Raw genomic sequence first — 22059 nt, forward strand, 5'->3', positions numbered from 1 at the left:
GACCCAGCCTTGCAGTCGTTTGCTGAGTCTGTCAATAAGACCTAGCCTGGCGACATGAAGCCCGCGGCACTGGACTGGTCGATCGAGAACTGCACCATCGCGCGCGCGATGGAGGTTCTCGGCGAGAAGTGGACCCTCGTGGTGCTGCGCGAGGTCTTCAGCGGCGTCCGGCGCTTCGACGACATGCGGGTCCGGACCGGGATCCCGCGGCAGGTGCTCACCAACCGCCTGGCCACCCTGGTCGCCGGGGGCGTGCTGCGCCGTGAGCCGTACCGGGAGCCGGGCAGCCGGCTGCGCCACGAGTACCGGCTGACCGCCAAGGGGCTCGACCTGTGGCCAGTGCTGGTCGCCGTGCTCGCCTGGGGTGACCGCTATCTCGCCGATCCGGAGGGCCCGCCGCTGCGCGTCGAGCACCGGGGCTGCGGCGGGGAGGTGCGGGTCGCGCTGCGCTGCGAGCGCGGCCACGGGGTCGACGAACCGCGTGACGTGGTGCCGCGGCCGGGCCCCGGGGCGCACCGTCGGGCCGACTGACCCCGACGTCCGGTCGCGGCCGTGTTCGGCTCCGTGCCGCCGGCGCGGCGGCGTCCGGCGGCTGCGGATCGCCATGTCCCGGGCATCGAGTCGATCGTCTCGGGGCGGCCCTCCCGCGGTGTGACGCCGCACGGCTACGGGTGTGTCCACGGTGTTGCATCGTTGTGACGGATCAAGCTCGGGTGATTCGGGCGAATCCAGGTCTTGCCAAGGATCTTAAGTATGTGAATACTTCGGTGCAGCCCGACCGGTTCCCCCAGCTCGGCCGGGTTGCCCCAGCGGCCCCGCTGCCCCGGCGTGGGCCGTCACCCCCCTCTCACGGAGGTTGTTACATGCGACCCACGAGGTCCACGTTCCGCCGTGCCGCCACCCTCGTCGCGGCCGGAACCCTGGTCGCCGGAACGCTCATGGGCGCTCCGGCCCAGGCCGCCCCCGCCGCCTCGCCGGAAGCCGCCACCACCCTCGCCGAGCGGCTCGGTGACCGCGCCGCCGGCACGTACGCCGGCGCCAACGGCAAGATGGTCGTCGCCGTCACCGACGCCGTCGCCGCCCGTCAGGTCGCCGCCGCCGGCGCCACCCCGAAGATCGTCAAGCGCGGCGCCGCCGAGCTGAACCGTGCCACCGCGGAGCTGGAGCGCACCGCCAAGATCCCGGGCACCGCCTGGTGGGTCGACCCGGCCACCAACCAGGTCGTCGTCTCGGTCGACAGCACCGTGACCGGCGCCAAGCTGGAGCGGGTCAAGGCCGCCGCCGCGCGGGCCAACGGCGCGGTGCGCATCGAGGCCGAGGCCGGTGTGCTGAGCCTGCGCATCTCCGGTGGCCAGGCCATCTACGCCGGTGGCGGCGGGCGCTGCTCGCTCGGCTTCAACGTGCGCTCCGGCAGCACCTACTACTTCCTGACCGCCGGCCACTGCACCAACATCTCGTCGAGCTGGTACTCGAACTCGTCCCAGACCTCGCTGCTCGGCACCCGCGCGGGCACCAGCTTCCCGGGCAACGACTACGGCATCGTGCGGCACAGCAACTCCGCCAACGCGGCCGGCAACGTCTACCTCTACAACGGCAGCTACCGGGACATCACCAGCGCCGCCAACCCGTACGTCGGCCAGTCGGCGCAGCGCTCCGGCAGCACCACCGGCCTGCGCAGCGGCTCGGTCACCGCACTGAACGCCACGGTGAACTACGCCGAGGGCTCGGTCTCCGGCCTGATCCGCACCAACATCTGCGCCCAGCCCGGCGACAGCGGCGGCTCGCTGTTCAGCGGCTCCGTCGCCCTCGGCCTGACCTCGGGCGGCAGCGGCAACTGCAGCACCGGCGGCACCACCTACTTCCAGCCGGTCGTCGAGGCGCTGAACCGCTACGGCGTCAGCGTCTTCTGATCCACCCACCCGAGCGGGCCGCCGGATTCCTCCTCCGGCGGCCCGCCGGCAGGTGAGGAAGGGTCCCTTCTCAACACCCGTGCGTTAAGAAGGGACCCTTCCTTGCACCCGTGGAACGCGGCAGCGGCTCCCCTGACAGAATGCCGGGGCAGAGACATTCCGCAGACGAGGGAGACGCACGCCGTGATCCGTACCCATGACGCCGGCAGCCTGCGCGCGACGGACGCCGGCAGCACGGTGACGCTCGCCGGGTGGGTGGCCCGCCGGCGCGACCACGGCGGCGTCATCTTCGTCGACCTGCGCGACGGTTCCGGTGTGGTCCAGGTCGTGTTCCGCGAGGAGGACGCGCACGCGCTGCGCAACGAGTTCTGCGTGCGGGTCGTCGGCGAGGTGACCCGGCGGCCGGAGGGCAACGAGAACCCGGACCTCGCGACCGGCGAGATCGAGGTGACCGCCGCCGAACTGGAGGTGCTGTCCGAGGCCGCGCCGCTGCCGCTGCCGGTGGACGACCAGGTGGAGGCCGGCGACGACGTACGGCTCCGCTACCGCTACCTGGACCTGCGCCGCAGTGGTCCGGCGCAGGCGATGCGGCTGCGCTCCCGGGCCAACCAGATCGCCCGCACCGTGCTGCACGAGCGCGACTTCCTGGAGATCGAGACCCCGACGCTGACCCGGTCGACGCCCGAGGGCGCGCGCGACTTCCTGGTGCCGGTGCGGCTGCAGCCCGGCACCTGGTACGCGCTGCCGCAGTCGCCGCAGCTGTTCAAGCAGCTGCTCATGGTCGGCGGCATGGAGCGGTACTACCAGATCGCCCGCTGCTACCGCGACGAGGACTTCCGCGCCGACCGGCAGCCGGAGTTCACCCAGCTCGACATCGAGATGTCCTTCGTCACCGAGGACGACGTGATCGACCTCGGCGAGGCGATCGTGTCCGCGCTCTGGACGGAGCTGGCCGGCCACGAGGTCAGCCGCCCGATCCCGCGGATCACCTGGCACGACGCGATGGCCCGGTACGGCTCGGACAAGCCGGACCTGCGCTACGGCGTCGAGCTGACCGAGCTGACCGGGTACCTGCGCGGCACCCAGTTCCGGGTGTTCGCCGGCGCGATCGACGCGGGCGGCTACGTCGGCGCGGTCGTCATGCCGGGCGGTGCGGCGCAGTCCCGCAAGGAGCTGGACGGCTGGCAGGACTGGGCCAAGGCGCGCGGTGCGAAGGGCCTCGCGTACGTGGTGCTCGACGCCGAGACCGGCGAGGCGCGCGGCCCGGTGGCCAAGAACCTGTCCGAGGAGCACCTGGCGGGCCTCGCCGACGCGGTCGGCGCGAAGCCCGGCGACGCCATCTTCTTCGCCGCCAGCACGAACACCCGGGAGGCACAGGAACTGCTGGGCGCCGCCCGGATCGAGATCGCGAAGCGCGCCAACCTGGTCGACGAGAGCGCGTGGGCGTTCTGCTGGGTGGTCGACGCGCCGATGTTCGAGCGCACCGACGAGGGTGGCTGGACGGCCGTGCACCACCCGTTCACCTCGCCCAACGCCGAGTGGGTGGACCGCTTCGAGGAGGCGCCCGACCGGGCCCTCGCCTACGCGTACGACATCGTCTGCAACGGCAACGAGATCGGCGGCGGCTCGATCCGTATCCACCGCGGCGACGTGCAGCGGCGGGTGTTCGACCTGCTCGGCATCACGCCCGAGGAGGCGCAGGACAAGTTCGGCTTCCTGCTGGAGGCGTTCAAGTACGGCCCGCCGCCGCACGGTGGCATCGCGTTCGGCTGGGACCGGGTGTGCATGCTGCTGGCCGGCGCCGACTCGATCCGCGAGGTCATCGCGTTCCCGAAGACGCGCGGCGGCTTCGACCCGTTGACCGGCGCACCGACGCCGATCACCGCGCAGCAGCGGGCCGAGGCCGGCATCGACGCCAAGCCGAAGCCCCCGGCGACGGCCCACACCGGCACGGCCGGTCCCGCCGCCCCGGTAGCGGACCCCACCTGACCCCGGCGGCCGGCCCGCGTCGAGCACGCGGCCGGCGGGGAGGTCGATCTCCGGCGCTGCCGCTAACCTCATGATCGACGGTGAGGGGGCGGGATGAGGCTGCTCGTGGTCGGGGCCAGCGGTTTTCTCGGTGCTGAGGTGTGCCGGCGGGCGGTGGCGGCGGGGGAGTCGGTGGTCGGGACGCACCACGCCGGGGCCGTCGCCGTGCCGGGCGTCGCGGCCCGCCGGCTCGACGTCACCGACCGGTCCGCCGTGCGCGCGCTCCTCGCCGAGGTACGCCCCGACGCCGTGGTCGCCACCCCCTACCGGTACGACGACTGGGCGGTCACCGCCGACGGGGCGGCCCACGTCGCGTACGCGGCCGCCGAGGTCGGGGCACGGCTGGTGCACCTGTCCAGCGACGCCCTGCACGCCGGGCGCCCGACGCCGTACCTCGACGACGAGCCGCCCACCCCGGTCTTCCCGTACGGCGCCGCGAAGGCGGCGGCCGAGACGGCCGTCCGCGCGATCGACCCCGCCGCCGTGCTGGTGCGGACCTCGCTGATCGTGGGGGAGGGCAGCAAGCAGATCCAGCTCTGCCTCGACGCGCTGGCGGGCCGGGCCACGCTGTTCACCGATGAGCTCCGCTGCCCGGTGGACGTGACCGACCTGGCGGCCGCGGTGTTGGAGCTGGCGGCGTCCGGGTACGCCGGCCCGCTGAACGTCGCCGGCCCCGAGGCGGTCAGCCGGGCCGAGATGGGGCGGCTGGTCGCCGCGAAGTTCGGCCTGGACCCGGCGGGCCTGAAGACCGGCACGGGCGCCGCGGCCGGCGTCCGCCGCCCCACCGAGGTACGCCTCGCCTCGACCCGGGCCGCCGGGCTGCTGCGGACCCGGCTGCGCGGCATCTCCGAACTCCTGGCCGGCTGATCTCTCCGAGTCACCCGCACAGAACCTCTGCAAAGAACTTGTGCACAATTACTGTGCACAAGTATTGTGCATCTATGGCAGGCAATCAGGAGGAGACCCGACCGGCCCCGCGCGCGGTCCGGATCGACCACCGGCAGGTCCGGGTGCTGGCGCACCCGCTGCGGATCCGGCTGCTCGGCGCCCTGCGGGTGCACGGGCCGGCGACCGCCACCGCGCTGGCCGAGCTGCTCGACACCAACAGCGGCGCGACCAGCTACCACCTGCGCCAGCTGGCCGAGGTGGGGCTGGTGGTGGAGGACCCCGACCGGGGCCGCGGCCGGCAGCGCTGGTGGCGTTCCGCCCACGACGTCACCAACTTCGAACCCACCGACTTCGACGACGACCCGGACGCCCGGGCCGCCGTCGACTGGATCCAGGGCGACCAGGTCCGCCACCTGGTCGAGGTGGCCGAGCGGTGGTTCGCCGTCCAGCACGAGTGGTCACCGGAGTGGCGGGACGCCTTCGGCATGGACGACGTCTTCATGGCCCTGCCGCCGGAGCGGCTGGCGGACCTCCAGCGGGAGGTCTACGCGGTGCTCGAGCGGTACCGGGACGAGGCGGAACCGGCGCCGCCGGAGGCCCGGAAGGTGCACATCGTCCTCGCCGCCTATCCACTGCTGAAGGGGAAGTGATGGCCGCGCTGTCCGTACGCCAGATCCGCCTCCGCTACCTCGTCCTGCACGGGCTGCGCTGGCTCCCGGTCGGCCTGCTGATCCCGGTGATCATCCTGCTGATGCAGGAGCGCGGCCTCACCCTCACCCAGATCGGCCTCGCCGCCGCGGCCCAGGGTCTCGTCGTCCTCGCCCTGGAACTGCCGACCGCCGGGCTCGCCGACGCGCTGGGCCGCAAACCCGTGCTGGTGGTCGCCTCGCTGGTCAACCTCGCCTCCGGGGTGCTGCTCGTGGTGGCCGACTCGTTCGCCCTGCTGGTCACCGTCTGGGCGCTCCAGGGCGTGTACCGGGCACTCGACAGCGGCCCCCTCGAGTCCTGGTACGTCGACTCGACCCTCGCCGTCGACCCCGACGCCGCGTACGAGAAGGGGCTGGGCCAGGGCGGCACGGTGCTCGGCCTGGCCATCGCCGCCGGGGCCCTGCTCGCCGGCGGCCTCGTCGCGCTCGGCCCGGTCGGGCCGGTCAGCGCCCTCACCACTCCGGTGCTGGTCGCCATCGGGCTGCACCTGGTTGCCCTGGTGGCGCTCCTGGCGCTGCTGCGGGAGACCCGTCCGGTGGCCGGCCCGGGCGCGCTGCGCGCGTCGGTCGCCCAGGCGCCCCGGATGATCGGCGAGGCGGTCGGGCTGCTGCGCCGGTCCCGGGTGCTGCTCGCCCTGGTGGCGGTCGAGCTGTTCTGGGGCTTCGGCATGGTCACCTTCGAGAACCTGCTGCCGGTCCGCCTCGCCGAGGTGCTCGGCTCGGCCGACCGCGCGGCGGCGCTGCTGGGCCCGGGCAGCACGGTGGCCTGGCTCGCGTCCGCCGGCGGCGCGGCCCTGACACCGCTGCTCATCCGGTGGCTGGGTGCCGCGCCGGGCGCCGCGCTGCTGCGGATCGTGCAGGGCGCCACGGTGGCCGCGATGGGCCTGCTGGCCGGTCCGGTCGGCGTGCTCGTCGCGTACGTCGCCTGCCACACCGTGCACGGCGCGTCGAACCCGCTGCACATGGGTCTGGTGCACCGCCAGGTCGACGGCCCGTACCGGACCAGTGTGGTGTCGCTGAACTCGATGGTGGCCATGCCGGCCGCCGCCCTCGGCGGGATCGTGCTCGGCCTGGTCGCCGACCGGGCCGGCGTGACCACCGCGATGCTGGTCGGCGCGGTCGTGCTCGCCGTCGCCGCTCCGCTCTACCTGCCGGCGTGGCGCTCGGGGCGCGGCAACGGGGCGGCGCCGGCCGGTCCGGTGGACGGCACCGTGCCGGCCGGGGCGGCGGCCGCCTTCCCGACCGGCGGCGACGCTGACCTGGGCAGGGTGCCGGGCCAGCGCGACGTCGCGCCCGCGGTCGGCGTGGACGCCCCCGGGCGGCAGCGTTAGGGAAGGAGCCCCTTCCGTTCCAGGGTGGAGATTGACGGACGGACCGATTGGGTACATCCCGCGCCGACCTACTGGGACCCCCCTTACCGGAGGAATGCCATGCTCGCCATCCTCGCGGCGATCGTTTTCGGATTCGCCCTGCTGCTCGACCTGATGGACAGCAACCTCGGTGCGCCCGACCTGTTCAACTGGCAGACGCTCACGCTGATCGGGCTGCTGCTGCTCTCCCTGTACCTGGCCGGGGTCGGCAGCGGGCCGGGCGGCAGCGGCCGGGGCCGCTGGTACTACGGCCGGCGGCCGGGCCGGGGCTGACCGGAACGGATCAGGACGGGCCCGTCCGGCGGCGCTGATTCCGGCGTCTCCGGCCGGGCCCGGTACTGTTCCCGTGATGGAGTCCGACGCCCTCTTCTCCCTCGGGGAACCCGCCGCCGCGCCCTCCGCGCCCGCGGGTCCGGTCGGCGTGGACGGCTTCACGCCGGTCGGGGAGGATTCGCCCCTGGCTGTCCGGATGCGCCCGACCAACCTCGACGAGCTGGTCGGGCAGGACCACCTCCTCGCCCCGGGCGCCCCGCTGCGTCAGCTCGTCTCCGGCGCCGCGCCGATGTCGGTGATCCTCTGGGGGCCGCCGGGCAGCGGCAAGACCACGATCGCACACCTGGTCGCCCGCGCCACCGACCGCCGCTTCGTGGCGATGTCGGCGCTGAACGCCGGCGTCAAGGACGTCCGCGCCGTCATCGAGACCGCTCGCCGGCAGCGCCGCGCCGGCGGTCCGCAGACCGTGCTCTTCATCGACGAGGTGCACCGCTTCAGCAAGACCCAGCAGGATTCGCTCCTCGCCGCCGTCGAGGACCGCACCGTCACGCTGCTGGCGGCGACGACCGAGAACCCGTACTTCTCGGTCATCTCGCCGCTGCTGTCGCGGTGCGTGCTGCTCACCCTGCAGGCGCTCGACGACGCCGCGGTGCGGGACCTGCTCCGCCGGGCGGTCGCCGACGAGCGCGGCCTGCGTGGCGCGCTCGCCCTCGACCCCGAGGCCGAGGACCACCTCGTCCGGCTCGCCGCCGGGGACGTCCGCAAGGCGCTCACCGCGCTGGAGGCGGCCGCCGCCTCGGCCGCCGCCGTCGGGGCCGACCGGATCGACCTGTCCACCGCCGAGCAGGCGGTGGACACCGCCGCCGTGCGCTACGACCGCGACGGTGACGCGCACTACGACGTGACCAGCGCCTTCATCAAGAGCATGCGCGGGTCCGACGTGGACGCCGCGTTGCACTGGCTGGCCCGCATGCTGGTCGCCGGGGAGGATCCCCGGTTCATCGCCCGGCGGCTGGTGATCTTCGCCAGCGAGGACGTCGGCATGGCCGACCCGGGAGCGCTCGGCGTGGCGACGGCCGCCGCCCACGCGGTCGAGTACGTCGGCCTGCCGGAGGCCCAGCTCAACCTCGCCCAGGCGGTCATCCACCTGGCCACGGCACCCAAGTCGAACTCGGCGACCACGGCCATCGGGGCCGCCCTCGCCGACGTCCGCGCCGGCCGGGGCGGGTCGGTGCCACGCGGCCTGCGGGACGCGCACTACGCCGGCGCCAAGGGTCTCGGCCACGGCGCCGGGTACCGCTACCCGCACGACGACCAGCGGGGCGTGGTCACGCAGCAGTACGTGCCCGACGACCTCGTCGGCATCGACTACTACCGGCCCAGCCAGCACGGTGCGGAGCGGGCCGTGGCCGAGCGGCTGCCGCTGCTGCGCCGGATCGTCCGCGGGCTTCCGGCCCCGGTCGCCCGCCAGCAGGTGGCGGCGACCACGGGTGGCACGGCAGGCAACGGCCGGCGCACCGGGGGGTCGGGCGACGGCGGGGCGCACGAGGGCGGCACGGACGCCGCCGAGGAGGGTCAGCAGTGAAGTCGCGTGGGCCGGAGGGACCGGAGGACGGCGCCGACGAGCGGCGCACCAAGGGTCGCCGCTGGGGGCGGGGCAAGGCCGAGGCCGAGCCGGAGCCGATCAGCGGTGAGGAGTTCGGCTGGATCGACGACCTGCGCACGGCCAAGGCGCAGCGTACGGAGCTGGGCCCGGGGGACGTCGCCGGCCACCCCGGGCCGCCACCCGGCACCGACCCGGCCGCCCGGCCGGCCACCCCGCCGACGCGCCGCGGCGAGGCCGAACCGCCACGCGCGCGGCCCGGCGCCGGTCCGTGGCCCGGGTCGCCGGAGCCACCCAATCCGGTGCCACGGGGTGACGGCCCCCCGCCCGGTCCCCGGCCCGGCCAGCCCGCCGAGGCGGGACGCCGGGCGGCGGGCTGGCCGCAGGGCGGGCCCGACGGGCCCGAACGCGCCCGCCCGGTCTCCGGGCCGGCGACGCCGGCCGCCCCGCCACTGCGGTCCCAGCCGCCGGCCGCCCCGCCACTGCGGTCCCAGCCGCCGGCCGGTCCGCCGCCGGCCGCCGCCCGGCGCGGTGCACCCGCCGGCCCGCCGCCCGGCCGGCAGGTCCAGCCGGACCAGCCCACTCAGCCCGGCGTCGTCCCCGGCCGGTCCGGTGGCCGCGGCGCCGTCCCCGGCCCCCAGGCGGGTCCCCGGGTCGGCCCCCCGCCGGCGCCGGTCGCTCCCACCGGCTCGCCCGTCGCACCGCCCGGCCCCGGTGGCGCACCGCCCGCCCGGCGTCCGGAGGCCCGGGGTCCCGGGCCGGCCGACGGCTACCGGTCCGGCGATCTGACCGGCTCGGCGGCCCGGGCCCGGCTGCCCCGACCCGGGCCGGGCCAGCCGCCCGGTGCCGACGCGGCATCCCGCCCCGGCCCGGTCCACTCCGGGCCGGCCGACGTCGACGCCGGCTTCGGTCGACACCCCGGCGACGTGTCCGGCGACATTCCCGCCGCGGGCGGTCGTGGGCGCTCCCGTAACCGTCCACCGGCGCCCGCCCGCGGCCCGGCCGGTGCCGAGCCGGTCGTGCCGCGCAGCGGCAACGCACCCCCGTTGCCGAACCCACCGCCGCCGGCCGGCCGGTCCGACCGGCGTGCCGCGGCGGCGGAACCGGCCGGGCCCCGGGGCCCGCTGCGCGACCGGCCCGGCGAGACCGGTGACCCGACCGGCGGGGCCCGTCCTCCCGTGCCCGGGCGTCGCGGGCTGCCGGAGGCGGGCCGGGCAGCCGCCCCGGACGGCGGCACCCCGCCCCGTGGCCGGCGGGCCGTGCCGGACGAGGGCCGTGCCGCGCCGCGTGGCCGGCGGGCGGCCCCCGAGGAGGACGTCGCCACGCCCCTCGGCCGGCGGGCCGTGCCGGACCCCGCCGCCGGTGCCTCCCGCGCGCCGGGCACCGAGGCCGCGGGCTCCGGCCCGCGCGCGGACGGAGCCGGCCGGCCGGGCGCCGAGGGCCGCCGCGCCCGACCGGAGCGACCGGCCGACTGGCTCCGCCAGGCCGGCCGTACCCCGCACCACACCGATCCCGCGCTGCGCACCCTGAACTCCCCGGCGACCTCGCCCGGCTCGCCGGTGACCCCGCAGAGCGCTCCGCCCGCCGGACGGCGGGCCGCGGACGCCGGCCGGGCACCCGACGGGTCCCGGCCCGGGCACGATCCGGCCGGCGGTCCGGACACCGGCCGCCCGCGGGGCGGCGGCGCCCGCCCGGTGGACGGCGCCCCGGCGGGGCCGGGCGCCGGTCGCGGTGCCGTCCGGCCGTCCGGCCCGATCCCCCCGGCCGGCGAGTCCGGGCGACCGCACCCTCCGGCGGGGCCGGCCGCCGAGCGGCCCCGTCCGTCCGCCGCCGCCGCGGGCGACCCCCGTCCCGCCGGTCCGGGCGGCGCTGCCCGGCCCTACCGGCCGGACGTGCCGCCGCACGCCCGCCCCGAGACCGGACCGGTCCGGGGTGCCGCTGTCCCGCCGCCCGGCGCGCCGCTTTCCGGCGGTCCCACGCCGCCCACCGCCCGTCCCGGCAGGCCGCCCGGGCCGCGCGGGGCGGCGACCCCACCGGGCGTGGCCCGCCCCGGCGCAGCGCCGGCCGGGCCCCGGGGTGCCGCGACCCCACCCGGCGTCGCCCGACCCGGTGCCGCGCCCGACGCGCGCCCCGGTCGGCCGCCGGCTGGGGAGGCGTTCCCGGAGCCGACCTCCGGTGCGCCACGTCCACCCGCCGGGGTGGCGCGGCCGGCCGGCCCTCGACCCGCGCCCGACGACCGGGCGCCCGGCCGGGCTCTCCCGCCGCAGCGGGAACCCGGTCGGCCGGAGCCCAGCGGAGTGCCGCCGGTGCCGCCACCGGCCGGGCCCGCCGACGTCGCGGTGGCCCGCGCGGCCGTCGCGCCCGCCGTCGCGCCGCCGCCGGACGCTCCGCCGCTGCGGCGACCCACGCAACCCGCCGCCGACGACAGCGCCGCCGCGGGCCGGCTGAGCGGCGCCCGCTCCGAGCTGCGCCGGCAGATGCGCGAGCGACGGCGGCTGCGTACCGGCGTCCTCGCACTGGTCAGTGTCCTGCTGCTGGGCGCCGTGCCGCTCTTCTTCGGGGCCAAGACCCTGAGCCGGGACCCGGTGTTCGACACGCTCGACCAGTTGGACGTGCCGAGCTGGGCGGCGGCCGAGCCGGTCGATGCCGTCAGCGGCAACCGCTGGTGCCTGCTGGACTGCCGGCTGCGCGAGCGCACCGTCGAGTCCGAGCGGTCCCCGGACGAGACCGCCCAGGTGTACGAGGCGGCGCTGGTCAGGGACGGCTGGCGGCCGTGGCAGGTGACCCGCTGCCCCGAGCAGGAGGCGAAGGGCAGCTACACCTGCTGGCGGCGCGACGAGCTGACCCTCGACCTGTGGGTACGCGAGCCGACCTGCGTGCCGCCTCCGGTGGACGGGGAGCCCGCGGTCGTCCCCTCGCCCGACCCGTCGACCGCAGCGCAGGAGTGCACCGGCTCGTTGGTGTCGGTGAAGGTCCGCAACGCCATCGACGACGACCGTACGCGCCCGCAGCCGAGCACCGACCCGTCGCTGACCGGAGAGGATCCCTTCCCGACGCTGTCGGAGGATCCGCTCGGCGAGCTGACACCCTCACCGTCCTGAGCCGGTTTCCATCACGGACGGTAGGGTCTGGTGCTGGCAGGCCCGCCTGCTCCCGTTCGATCCCGGTGCGGGGGCCGCGCGGCGTGGTTGCGGGTCGACGGTCGCGCGTTCCGGGACGTCCGGCGCCCGCGGATTCGCACTGAGGAGGACAGGCGTGGACTTTGGAGAGGTCGCGGCCCTGATCGCGGCGATCGCGTTCGCGATGCTGGTGTTGATCCTGATGCTGCCCATCCTGCGGCTGCGGCACACGGTCGACGCCGCCACCCGGATGATCAACGACCTCAACGACCGCACGGAACCGCTGCTCGGCGACGTCAACACCACGGTGAAGAACGTCAACACGGCACTGGAGCAGGTGCAGACCTCGCTCGACGGGGTGAACCTCCAGCTCGCCAAGGTCGACAACATGACCAGCCACGCGCAGAACGTCACGGCCAACATCGCCAACCTCGCCACCGTCGTCTCCGCCGCCGCCGCGAATCCACTGGTGAAGGTCGCCGCCTTCGGCTACGGCGTCCGCCGCGCCGCGGCCGCCCGCCGGCACGCCGAGACCGAGCGTGAGGTTCGCGACACCATCAAGCAGCAGCGGCGGGCCGCGCGGCGCGGTAACCGCTGACCTGGCCGGCGGCGAGCAGGAGGATGAGAGCATGAGGCGGTTGTTCTGGCTCGGCATCGGGCTGGCCGTGGGCGTGCTGGTGGTCCGCAAGGCCACCCGGACGGCGCAGGCGTACACACCGGCCGGCATCGCGACCGGGCTGTCGGAATCCGCTGGCAGCTTGGTCGAGTCGGTGCGTAGCTTCGTGGAGGACGTCCGGATCGGGATGGCGGAGCGCGAGCAGGAGATCCACGAGGCCTTCGCCCGCGGCGAGACGTTCGACGACCAGTTCGCCGACCTGCGGGAGGACCCGCGCATCGGCGACCGAGAGATTTTCCCGGAGGAACACGAGCGATGAAGACGGCGGAGATCAAGCGGCGGTACCTCGCGCACTTCGAGGCGAACGGCCATGCCGTGGTGCCGTCCGCTCCGCTGCCCGCCATCAGCGACCCGAACCTGCTGTTCGTCAACGCCGGCATGGTGCAGTTCGTCCCGTACTTCCTCGGGCAGCAGACCCCGCCGTACCGGCGGGCCGTCAGCGTGCAGAAGTGCATCCGTACGCCGGACATCGACGAGGTCGGCAAGACCAGCCGGCACGGCACGTTCTTCCAGATGAACGGCAACTTCTCCTTCGGGGACTACTTCAAGGACGGCGCGATTCCGCTGGCCTGGGACCTGGCCACCAAGTCGGTCGAGGCGGGCGGCTTCGGGCTGGACCCGGAGCGGATCTGGCCGACGGTGTACCTCGACGACGACGAGGCGTTCGCGATCTGGCGGTCGGTCGGTGTTCCGGCGGAGCGGATCGTGCGCCGTGGCAAGGCCGACAACTTCTGGTCGATGGGCATCCCCGGCCCGTGCGGCCCGTGCTCGGAGCTGTTCTACGACCGCGGCCCGGCCTACGGCCTCGAGGGCGGCCCGGCCGTCGACGAGGACCGGTACCTGGAGTTCTGGAACCTCGTGTTCATGCAGTTCGAGCGGGGGCCGGGCACCGGCAAGGAGGACTACCCGATCCTCGGTGAGCTGCCGGCGAAGAACATCGACACCGGCATGGGCCTGGAGCGGATGGCGTCGATCCTGCAGGGTGTGGACAACCTGTACGAGATCGACGAGGTCCGGCCGATCCTGGACCGGGCGGCCGAGTTGACCGGCAAGCGGTACGGCGCGCACTCCGGTCACGTGGCCGCCGAGTCGCACCCGGACGACGTGCGGCTGCGCGTCGTCGCCGACCACGTCCGCACCGCCCTGATGCTGATCGGCGACGGCGTGACCCCGAGCAACGAGGGGCGTGGCTATGTGCTGCGCCGCATCATGCGTCGGGCGATCCGCGCGATCCGGCTGCTCGGCTGGCAGGAGCGGGCGCTGCCCGAGCTGCTGCCGGTGGCCCGCGACTGCATGGCCCCGTCCTACCCCGAGCTCGCCACCGACTTCGACCGGATCGCCGACTACGCGTACGCGGAGGAGGACGCGTTCCTCGCCACGCTGCGCGCCGGCACCACGATCCTGGACACCGCCATCGCCGAGACCCGCACCGCCGGCCGGGCGGCGATCACCGGCGAGAAGGCGTTCCAGCTGCACGACACGTACGGCTTCCCGATCGATCTGACCCTGGAGATCGCCGCCGAGCACGGCCTGCAGGTCGACGCGGAGGGTTTCCGCCGGCTGATGGCCGACCAGCGGGCCCGGGCGAAGGCCGACGCGCAGGCCCGCAAGACGGGGCACACCGACCTGTCGGCGTACCGGGGGGTGCTCGACGAGGGCGGTCCGGTGACCTTCACCGGCTACCACGAGGTCTCCCGGGAGTCGACGGTACGGGCGGTGCTGGGCGCCGGCGGGGCGCGCCTCGCGGCGGTCGAGGGGGACACGGTCGAGCTGGTGCTCGACGCCACCCCGTTCTACGCCGAGGGCGGCGGCCAGCAGCCCGACCTCGGCATGATCACCGTGGGTGGCGGCCAGGTCGAGGTCCTCGACGTGCAGCAGCCGGTGCCGGGGTTGATCGTGCACCGGGCGCGGGTGGTCCGGGGCGAGGTGCGGGTCGGCGAGACCGGCTTCGCCGAGATCGACACCAGTCGTCGCCGGGCGATCTCCCGCTCGCACACCGCGACCCACCTGGTGCACCAGACCATGCGCAACTTCCTCGGCGAGTCCGCCACCCAGGCCGGCTCGCTGAACGCGCCCGGGCGGCTCCGGTTCGACTTCAACACCCCGACCGGGGTGGCGCCCAGCGTCCTGCGCGACGTCGAGCAGCAGGTCAACGAGGTGCTCCTCGCCGACCTGGAGGTGCACGCGTTCATCACCTCGCTGGAGGAGGCGCGGCGGATCGGCGCGATGGCGCTGTTCGGCGAGAAGTACGGCGAGCAGGTGCGGGTCGTCGAGGTCGGCGACTACGCCCGGGAGCTGTGCGGCGGCACGCACGTCGCCCGCTCCGGCCAGCTCGGCCTGGTGAAGATCCTGTCCGAGGCGTCCATCGGGTCCGGCGTCCGCCGGGTCGAGGCGCTGGTCGGCATGGACGCGTTCAACTTCCTGGCCCGTGAGCACCTGCTGGTCGCCCGCCTCGCCGAGCTGTACCGGGTGCCGTCGGACCAGGTCGCCGACCGGGTGGAGCAGACCGTCACCCAGCTGCGGGACGCGGAGAAGGAGCTGGAGAAGCTCCGGGCCCAACTGGTGCTCGGCGGTGCGGCCGCCCTCGCCGCCCAGGCGAAGGACGTGCGCGGCGTCGCGTACGTCGGCACCGAGGCCCCGGAGGGCGCGGCCGGCAACGACGTGCGGACCCTCGCCCAGGAGATCCGCGGCAAGATCGACCCGGCGCGGCCGGCGGTGGTCGCGGTGGCGGCGCGGGCCAACGGGAAGGCGTCGCTGGTGGTGGCGGTCAACCCGGCCGCCCGCAGCCGCGGCCTGTCGGCGGCCGACCTGGTCAAGGCGGCCTTCTCCGGCCGGGGCGGGGGCAGCCCGGACCTGGCGCAGGGCGGCGGCCTGCCCGCGGCGGAGGCCCCCGGACTGCTGCTCACGGTCGAGAAGGCGGTCGCCGAGGCGTGAGGTGCCGGCGTACACGGCCAGGGCGGACCGGTCGGTCCGCCCTGGCCCGTTTCGGCGGGGGAGTGACTGTCGGTGACTGAGCGGTCCCGTGGTGTCCGGCTCGGCGTGGACGTCGGGCAGGTGCGGGTCGGGGTGGCCCGGTCGGATCCGCACGGCGTGCTGGCCACCCCGCTGGTCACCCTCGCCCGGGACCTGGCGGCGGCGCCGGAGGCGGTGCCCAGCGACATCGCCGAGCTGGCGGCGCTGGTGGCGGAGCACGAGGCGGTCGAGGTGGTGGTCGGCCTTCCGGTCAACCTCGCCGGCAAGCACGGCCCCGCCGCCGTCCACGTGAAGGCGTACGCTGGCCGTCTGGCCGATGTAATAGCGCCCGTGCCGGTAACGCTCACCGACGAGAGGATGTCCACCGTCGTGGCTAGTCGTAGGCTTGCCGAGCGTGGCGTCCGAGGGCGGCGACAACGCGCGGTGGTCGACCAGGCCGCCGCGGTGGAGATTCTGCAGAGCTGGCTGGATGCGCAGCGGAGGCGGACGGAATGACCGACGACTGGGACCTCGGTTTCGATGAACAGGACAGGGGGGAGAAGGGCCGGCATCGGCGCGGCTACGTACGCAAGCGCAAGAACGGCTCCGGCGGGGGCCGCGGCAAGACCGTGCTGGCCCTGCTGCTCGCACTGGTCCTGCTCGGCGGTATCGGCGGCGGTGCGTTCTACGGCTTCGACCGGATCCAGAGCTTCCTCGTCACGCCCGACTACGAGGGCACCGGCACCGGCGAGGTGACCGTCGAGGTCAAGCAGGGCGCTCTGATCGCCGACATGGCGGTCGCGCTCTACGAGGCGGGGGTCGTCAAGAGCGCCAAGGCGTTCATCGAGGCCGCGGAGGACAACGCCCGCAGCAAGAACATCCAGCCCGGGCTGTACAAGCTGCGCAAGCAGATGAGCGGCGAGAGCGCCGTCGCGGCGATGCTGGACCTGAAGAACCGGGTCGTCAACGGGTTGACGATTCCCGAGGGGCGCAGCGCGAAGAACATCTACAAGCTGCTCGCCGAGAAGACCAAGATCCCGGTCAAGGAGTTCGAGGCCGCCGCGAAGGACCCGATCGCGCTCGGCGTGCCGGACTGGTGGTTCAACCGGGGCGACGGCAAGAAGTCGCCGAAGTCGATCGAGGGCTTCCTGTATCCGGACACCTACGAGATCCCGCCGAACCCGACCGCCGAGTCGATCCTCAAGATGATGGTGGAGAACTTCGTCGCCGTCACCGGCGAGTTGCAGTTCGCCGACAAGGTGCAGAAGGACCTGGGTGGGGTCAGTCCGTACGAGGCGCTGATCGTCGCGTCGCTGGCGCAGGCGGAGGCCGGCGTGAAGAAGGACCTCGGCAAGGTCGCCCGGGTCGCCTACAACCGGGTGTACCGGGGGAACTTCGACTGCGGCTGCCTGGAGATGGACGTCACGGTCAACTACTACCTGGAGCTGACCGGGCAGCCGACCAAGGCGTCCAAGGACATGACCGCGGCCGAGCTCGACAACCCGAAGAACCCGTACAACCGCAAGCTCAGGGGCATGCTCCCGACACCGATCAACAACCCCGGCCGGGACGCCCTGGAAGGCGCGATGAACCCGCCGAAGGGCGACTGGCTGTTCTTCGTGGCGGTCGACCGGCAGGGCAACTCCGCGTTCGCGGAGACCTACCAGGATCACCTGAAGAACGAGGCCAAGGCCCGGGAGGCCGGGATCATCTGATGGCGGTCGCGCGGCGGGCGGCGGTGGTCGGCAAGCCGATCGCGCACTCCCTCTCCCCGGTGATCCACAACGCCGGCTACGCGGCGGCCGGGCTGACCGGCTGGTCGTACACCCGGTTCGAGTGCGCGGAGTCGGAGCTGCCCGGCCTGGTCGCCGGCCTCGGCCCGGAGTGGGCCGGGCTCTCGGTGACCATGCCGGGCAAGGAGGCGGCGCTCGCGGTGGCCGCGGCCGCCTCGCCCGTCGCGGTCGCCGTCGGCGCCGCCAACACGCTGGTACGACGCGGCGACGGCAGCTGGTACGCGGACAACACCGACGTCACCGGCATGGTCGACGTGCTGACCGCCGCCGGCGTACGCCCGGGGGCGACAGTGACCGTGCTCGGCGCCGGTGGCACGGCACGCGCGGCCCTGGCGGCGGCGGCGCGGCTGCGCGCCCGGGCGGTGACCGTGGTGGCCCGGCGGGCCGAGGCGATCGGGGCGCTGCGACCGGTGGCCGACGCGGTGGGCGTGCCGCTGGCCGGCGCGCCGTGGGACGGGGCCGCCGACCACTGCGCCGCCGACGTGGTCGTCTCGACCGTGCCGAGGGGCGTCGCCGACCCGCTCGCCGCGGCGGTGCCCTGGCGGCCGGCCACCGTGCTCTTCGACGCCCTCTACGACCCGTGGCCGACCCCGCTGGCGTCCGCCGCGCGGGCCGCGGGCTGCCGGATCGTCTCCGGCCTCGACCTGCTGCTGGCCCAGGCTCTGGGCCAGTTCGAGCAGTTCACCGGCGTGCCGGCGCCGCGCGAGGCGATGGCGGCGGCGCTCGCGGCAGCCCGGTCCGCGTGACCTCGACCGTCCTCTGTGGTCGTGCGGAGGATCCTTAGGCGACGGTTAAGACGCGCTTAGGTCCAGCTGACGTCCTCACGCCCTGTCGCGTCCGCCGCTACGCTGCCGGATGTCAAGGCAGCAGACCCAGGGAGTTTCGTTGAGCAGGCGTGGAGTTCACCGGCTCACCCGGCACCGTGGCCCCCGACGCAAGGCGGCGCTGCTCGGCGTCGCCGCGACGACGGTGGTCGGCGGGCTGGTGGCGGGCGTGATGCCGCTGCTGGCGGCCGACGACATGTCGGTGCACGCGGTGGCCGACACCACGGCCACCCTCGTCTCGCAGGACGGCGACAACGGCGCCCGGACCACCCTCGCCACCTGCCCGGCCCGCTGCGACGCCAACCCGCGCGGCGCCCGGGAGGCGGTCATCCAGTTCGCGGTGACCACCCTCCCCGCGAACGCGGTCAACGTCCGGGCCACCCTGCGGGTGCACGCCTGGCAGAAGTTCGACGCCACCGTCACCGCCCACGCGTCCACGGTGGACGCCCGCCTGGCCCGGCCCGCGCCGGCGCCGGTCGGCCCCGCCGTCGACACCGTCACCGGGGTGCGCCCCGGCTTCAACGACTGGGACGTATCCGCGCTGGTGCAGGGGAACGGCGTGGTCACGGTCTCGCTGGCGCAGACCGGGCTGGAGACCCGCATCTACTGGGCCTCCTCCGAGAACCGCGCCACGGACCTGCGGCCCCGCCTGGTCCTGAGCTACGACGTCGCGAGTCGCCCGACCGCCGCGCCGAGCAGCGCCGCACCGGCGCCCTCGCCGAGCCGGACGCCGGCCCCGACCACGCCGCCCCCGCCGAGCGCCAGCCCGACCAGGCCGGCGCCGAGCCCGACCGTGACCCAGTCGCCGCGCCCGGCCGGCTGCGGGCAGGTCTCCTCGAAGCTGGTGCCCTCCTGCGGCGCGTGGTGGGGCATGTACTCGCCGACCAACCCCGCGACCTGGGACCACGGCCGCGCCATCACCGACGTCGAGGCGCAGGTCGGGCGCCGGTTCGACATCGTGCACCGCTACCACGACTTCTCCAACAACGGCAGCAACGGCGCCTTCCCGGACGCGTACGAGCAGCAGCAGATGCGCGAGGGCCGGCTGATGTTCTTCGCCTGGGAGTCCCGCATCTTCTCCTCGGGCACGGTGCTCACCTGGAAGGACGTCTACAGCGGCCGGCACGACGCGACCATCGACGCGGTCGCCGGCCGGATCCGGGCCACCGGCGTTCCGGTGTTCATGGGCTTCGACCACGAGCCGGAGGACGAGCCCGCCAAGGGCATCGACGCGGACTTCGTCCGCGCCTGGCGGCACGTGCACGACCGGTTCGCCGCGGCCGGCGCGCACAACGCCGTCTGGGTGTGGACGATGATGGGCTGGTCCGGCCACTACAGCCGGTACGCGGGCCTGTACCCGGGCGACCGCTACGTGGACTGGGTGGCGTGGGATCCGTACAACTTCCACGTCTGCAACGGCAGCACGGTCTGGAAGAGCCCGGCGACCACCATCGGCAGCTTCTACCGCTGGCTGGACCAGAGTGGCATCGGCGCCGGCAAGCCGCGGATGCTCGCCGAGTTCGGCACCAACTTCAACGCGGCCGACCGGCTCGCCAAGCGGCGGTGGTTCGAGGAGTTCCCCGCCGCGCTGAGGGCGCACCCGAAGATCAAGGCGGCGATCTACTTCAACTCGGCCGGCATGACCACGCGGACGAGCAGCTGTGACATGACGATGAACCACGATTCCTCCGCCCTGGCCGGGTTCACCCGGGCCGGCCAGGACGCCTACCTGCGGCAACCCACTCCGGAGGGCTGAGGACGCGACGGGCCGCGCGACGGCGGCGGGATGCCCGGACGTCAGTCGGACATCCGACCCGGTACGCTCGCCGTCGTCGCGTAGGGCCAGTGACCGCCCAATCGGCGGATATCGCCGACCGGGGTGGGCGAGGCACGCTACGCGGGTTCTCATCCACCTTGGAGGCGTAGCGTGCCCGAAGTCTCGCTCTCTCGGCGATCTGCCGGATTCCGTATCCGCGCGGCCGCGATCGGTCTGCTGACCGTCGTCGCCGCGGTGGCCGTACCGTCGGCGGCGTCCGCCGCCGTGGTGCCGGCGCCCGAGACGCAGACCCTGGTGTCGACCAACCCCGCCGACAGCACCCCGCACGCGCGTGACGGCGAGGCCCGAGCGTTCGCCCAGGTCGGCTCGATGGTCTACGTCGGCGGCAGCTTCACGCAGATCCGCCAGAACGCGAGCGCGGGCTGGACGACGCAGCGCTACCTGTTCGCGTACGACCGGAGCACCGGGACGATCTCGACGACCTTCCTGCCGGTGCTCGACGGCGCGGTGAACGCGCTGATGGCCGGCCCGAACAACACGCTGATCGTGGGCGGGGCGTTCAAGAACGTCAACGGAGTGTCCCGGAAGAACCTGGTGGCGCTCAACGCGACCACCGGCGCGATCATCGACAGCTGGGTGGGCCGGTCCGACGGCGGCATGATCCGCGACATGGTCCGGCACGGCAACTGGCTGTACCTGGCGGGCGCGTTCAACTGGATCAACGGCACCTCGCACAACGGGCTGGCGCGGCTCAACTACACCACCGGCGCGATCGACCCGACCTTCAACATCAACGCGACCGTCGGGCGGCACGGCACCAGCTCGTACGCCTGGGCGCTCGACGTGACGCCGGACGGGAACACCCTCGTCGCCGGCGGCAACTTCACGCTCGTCAACGGTGAGTCCCGCAACCAGATGGTGCTGGTCGACCTGACCGGCACGCCGAGCGTCCTGGACTGGAGCACCGACAAGTTCGTCCCGCCGTGCGCGGCGCCGGCGACCTTCGTCCACTACGTGCAGGACGTGCGGTTCGGCGGTGACGGCAGCTGGTTCGTCGTCGGCACCAACGGCGGCGCGGGCTGGCCGGCCGCGTACTGCGACGCGCTGGTCCGCTTCGAGACCGCCGCCCGGGGCAGCGGGCAGCTCGGCACCTGGGTCAACTACACCGGCAACGACACCATCACCTCCGTCGAGGTCGCCGACAACGTCATCTACCTCGGCGGGCACTTCCGCTGGCTGAACAACCCCAACGCCAGCGACCGGGCCGGCGCCGGGGCGGTCGACCGGCTCGGCATCGCCGCCGTCACCCCCGCCACCGGCATGCCGGTGGCCTGGAACCCGGGCCGCCGGGGAAGCTCGTCGATGCCGGCCGGCACCAGCACGTGGGGCTCCCAGGTGCCGGTGCTGTGGCGGGGCAGCGACGGGCTGTACTTCGGGCACAACTCGGACGGCATGGGCAGCGAGTACCACGGCCGCCTGGGCATGTTCCCGCTCGCCGGCGGGCGCACCGTCACGCCGAAGACGGCGCCGACCGCGACCAGTGGCAACCTCTACCTGGGCACCGGTCAGGGCGAGCTCGCCAAGGTGCCGTTCGACGGCACGAGCATCGGCGCGGCGACCACGGTCAGCCAGCCCAACTACACCGCCGCCGGTGCGACCTGGCGGGTCAGCGACCGGATCTACTGGGCGCACACCGTCGCCGGCACCCCGACGGGCAGCCGGATCGACATCTCGATGTTCAACGGCGGTGCGATCGGCGTCCCGTGGGAGTCGTCCGGCTACAACGACTGGTTCAACGCCGCCAACATGACCGGTGCGTTCTTCCTCAACGGCCGGCTCTACTACACCCGCAGCGGCGGCAGCGGCCTCTACTACCGGTACTTCGAGACCGACGGCAACTACCTCGGCGCCACCGAGTTCACCCTGCCCACCACCGGCGTGACGTGGTCGACGGTGCGCGGCATGGCCTGGGTGGGCGGCAAGATCGTGTACGGCAGCACGGACGGGACGCTGCGCAGCGTGCCCTTCGACCCGACCGCCGCCCCGGCGGTGGACGGCGCGGCGAGCACGGTGATCGCACCGGCGAGCGCCGACCTGAACTGGTCGACGCCGCGCACGTTCTTCTCCGTGCAGTGACGG

The 22059-nt window shown here is 74.3% G+C and carries 17 protein-coding genes; all 17 read left to right on the forward strand.

The features are described 5' to 3' along the window. The first annotated feature begins 54 nt into the window (after positions 1-54). The 17 genes from EV376_RS15800 to EV376_RS15880 all read left to right on the forward strand — a co-directional run bounded on the left by EV376_RS15800 (position 55) and on the right by EV376_RS15880 (position 22056). The gene (locus EV376_RS15800) at positions 55-531 is read left to right on the forward strand and encodes a winged helix-turn-helix transcriptional regulator (protein ID WP_130324022.1); all 477 of its coding nucleotides are present in this window, start codon (positions 55-57) and stop codon (positions 529-531) included. A gap of 332 nt (positions 532-863) precedes the next feature. Then, a complete protein-coding gene (locus EV376_RS15805) occupies positions 864-1910 on the forward strand; it encodes an alpha-lytic protease prodomain-containing protein (protein ID WP_130324024.1) in 1047 nt (348 codons plus the stop codon). Positions 1911-2093: 183 nt separating this feature from the next. Then, entirely contained in the window at positions 2094-3899 is a 1806-nt protein-coding gene (aspS, locus tag EV376_RS15810; RefSeq protein ID WP_130324026.1) for an aspartate--tRNA ligase, read from the forward strand. A gap of 93 nt (positions 3900-3992) precedes the next feature. Further along, entirely contained in the window at positions 3993-4805 is an 813-nt protein-coding gene (locus tag EV376_RS15815) for a sugar nucleotide-binding protein (RefSeq protein ID WP_130324028.1), read from the forward strand. Positions 4806-4879: 74 nt separating this feature from the next. Beyond that, positions 4880-5476 (forward strand): winged helix-turn-helix domain-containing protein, encoded by a 597-nt coding sequence (locus EV376_RS15820; protein ID WP_130324030.1) that lies wholly within the window; start codon positions 4880-4882, stop codon positions 5474-5476. Further along, positions 5476-6864, forward strand: a complete 1389-nt coding sequence (locus tag EV376_RS15825) for an MFS transporter (RefSeq protein WP_130324031.1) — start codon at positions 5476-5478, stop codon at positions 6862-6864. Before EV376_RS15820 ends, EV376_RS15825 begins: the two co-directional genes overlap by 1 nt. A gap of 99 nt (positions 6865-6963) precedes the next feature. Beyond that, a complete protein-coding gene (locus EV376_RS15830) occupies positions 6964-7176 on the forward strand; it encodes a hypothetical protein (protein WP_130324032.1) in 213 nt (70 codons plus the stop codon). 76 nt (positions 7177-7252) lie between these two features. After that, positions 7253-8761, forward strand: coding sequence for a replication-associated recombination protein A (locus tag EV376_RS15835; RefSeq protein ID WP_130324033.1), 1509 nt, complete (start codon positions 7253-7255; stop codon positions 8759-8761). Between the two features lie 2495 nt (positions 8762-11256). Then, complete coding sequence (locus EV376_RS15840; RefSeq protein WP_130328679.1) at positions 11257-11880, forward strand: hypothetical protein; 624 nt, start codon at positions 11257-11259, stop codon at positions 11878-11880. 154 nt (positions 11881-12034) lie between these two features. Further along, positions 12035-12496 (forward strand): DUF948 domain-containing protein, encoded by a 462-nt coding sequence (locus EV376_RS15845; protein WP_130324035.1) that lies wholly within the window; start codon positions 12035-12037, stop codon positions 12494-12496. Positions 12497-12527: 31 nt separating this feature from the next. Then, on the forward strand, positions 12528-12833 hold the full coding sequence (locus tag EV376_RS15850; protein ID WP_130324037.1) for a hypothetical protein: 306 nt from the start codon (positions 12528-12530) through the stop codon (positions 12831-12833). Further along, positions 12830-15508, forward strand: a complete 2679-nt coding sequence (gene alaS, locus EV376_RS15855) for an alanine--tRNA ligase (protein WP_130324039.1) — start codon at positions 12830-12832, stop codon at positions 15506-15508. Before EV376_RS15850 ends, alaS begins: the two co-directional genes overlap by 4 nt. Positions 15509-15580: 72 nt before the next feature. Continuing rightward, on the forward strand, positions 15581-16042 hold the full coding sequence (gene ruvX / locus EV376_RS15860) for a Holliday junction resolvase RuvX (protein WP_130324041.1): 462 nt from the start codon (positions 15581-15583) through the stop codon (positions 16040-16042). Further along, positions 16039-17241, forward strand: coding sequence for an endolytic transglycosylase MltG (gene mltG, locus EV376_RS15865; RefSeq protein ID WP_130324043.1), 1203 nt, complete (start codon positions 16039-16041; stop codon positions 17239-17241). The genes ruvX and mltG overlap by 4 nt, the downstream gene beginning before the upstream one ends. Then, a complete protein-coding gene (locus tag EV376_RS15870) occupies positions 17241-18065 on the forward strand; it encodes a shikimate dehydrogenase (protein ID WP_130324045.1) in 825 nt (274 codons plus the stop codon). Before mltG ends, EV376_RS15870 begins: the two co-directional genes overlap by 1 nt. A 139-nt stretch (positions 18066-18204) precedes the next feature. Further along, positions 18205-19899 (forward strand): glycoside hydrolase, encoded by a 1695-nt coding sequence (locus EV376_RS15875; RefSeq protein ID WP_130324047.1) that lies wholly within the window; start codon positions 18205-18207, stop codon positions 19897-19899. 213 nt (positions 19900-20112) lie between these two features. After that, a complete protein-coding gene (locus EV376_RS15880; protein WP_130328680.1) occupies positions 20113-22056 on the forward strand; it encodes a delta-60 repeat domain-containing protein in 1944 nt (647 codons plus the stop codon). Positions 22057-22059 lie beyond the last annotated feature (3 nt).

It is taken from the genome of Micromonospora sp. CNZ295, from assembly GCF_004217535.1.

Excerpts from the sequence above, each read along its gene's own strand:
- EV376_RS15800 (WP_130324022.1), top strand. The coding sequence starts at position 55 with ATGAAGCCCGCGGCACTGGACTGGTCGATCGAGAACTGCACCATCGCG.
- EV376_RS15805 (WP_130324024.1), top strand. The coding sequence starts at position 864 with ATGCGACCCACGAGGTCCACGTTCCGCCGTGCCGCCACCCTCGTCGCG.
- EV376_RS15815 (WP_130324028.1), top strand. The coding sequence starts at position 3,993 with ATGAGGCTGCTCGTGGTCGGGGCCAGCGGTTTTCTCGGTGCTGAGGTG.
- EV376_RS15820 (WP_130324030.1), top strand. The coding sequence starts at position 4,880 with ATGGCAGGCAATCAGGAGGAGACCCGACCGGCCCCGCGCGCGGTCCGG.
- EV376_RS15825 (WP_130324031.1), top strand. The coding sequence starts at position 5,476 with ATGGCCGCGCTGTCCGTACGCCAGATCCGCCTCCGCTACCTCGTCCTG.
- EV376_RS15830 (WP_130324032.1), top strand. The coding sequence starts at position 6,964 with ATGCTCGCCATCCTCGCGGCGATCGTTTTCGGATTCGCCCTGCTGCTC.
- EV376_RS15835 (WP_130324033.1), top strand. The coding sequence starts at position 7,253 with ATGGAGTCCGACGCCCTCTTCTCCCTCGGGGAACCCGCCGCCGCGCCC.
- EV376_RS15840 (WP_130328679.1), top strand. The coding sequence starts at position 11,257 with ATGCGCGAGCGACGGCGGCTGCGTACCGGCGTCCTCGCACTGGTCAGT.
- EV376_RS15850 (WP_130324037.1), top strand. The coding sequence starts at position 12,528 with ATGAGGCGGTTGTTCTGGCTCGGCATCGGGCTGGCCGTGGGCGTGCTG.
- alaS (WP_130324039.1), top strand. The coding sequence starts at position 12,830 with ATGAAGACGGCGGAGATCAAGCGGCGGTACCTCGCGCACTTCGAGGCG.
- mltG (WP_130324043.1), top strand. The coding sequence starts at position 16,039 with ATGACCGACGACTGGGACCTCGGTTTCGATGAACAGGACAGGGGGGAG.
- EV376_RS15870 (WP_130324045.1), top strand. The coding sequence starts at position 17,241 with ATGGCGGTCGCGCGGCGGGCGGCGGTGGTCGGCAAGCCGATCGCGCAC.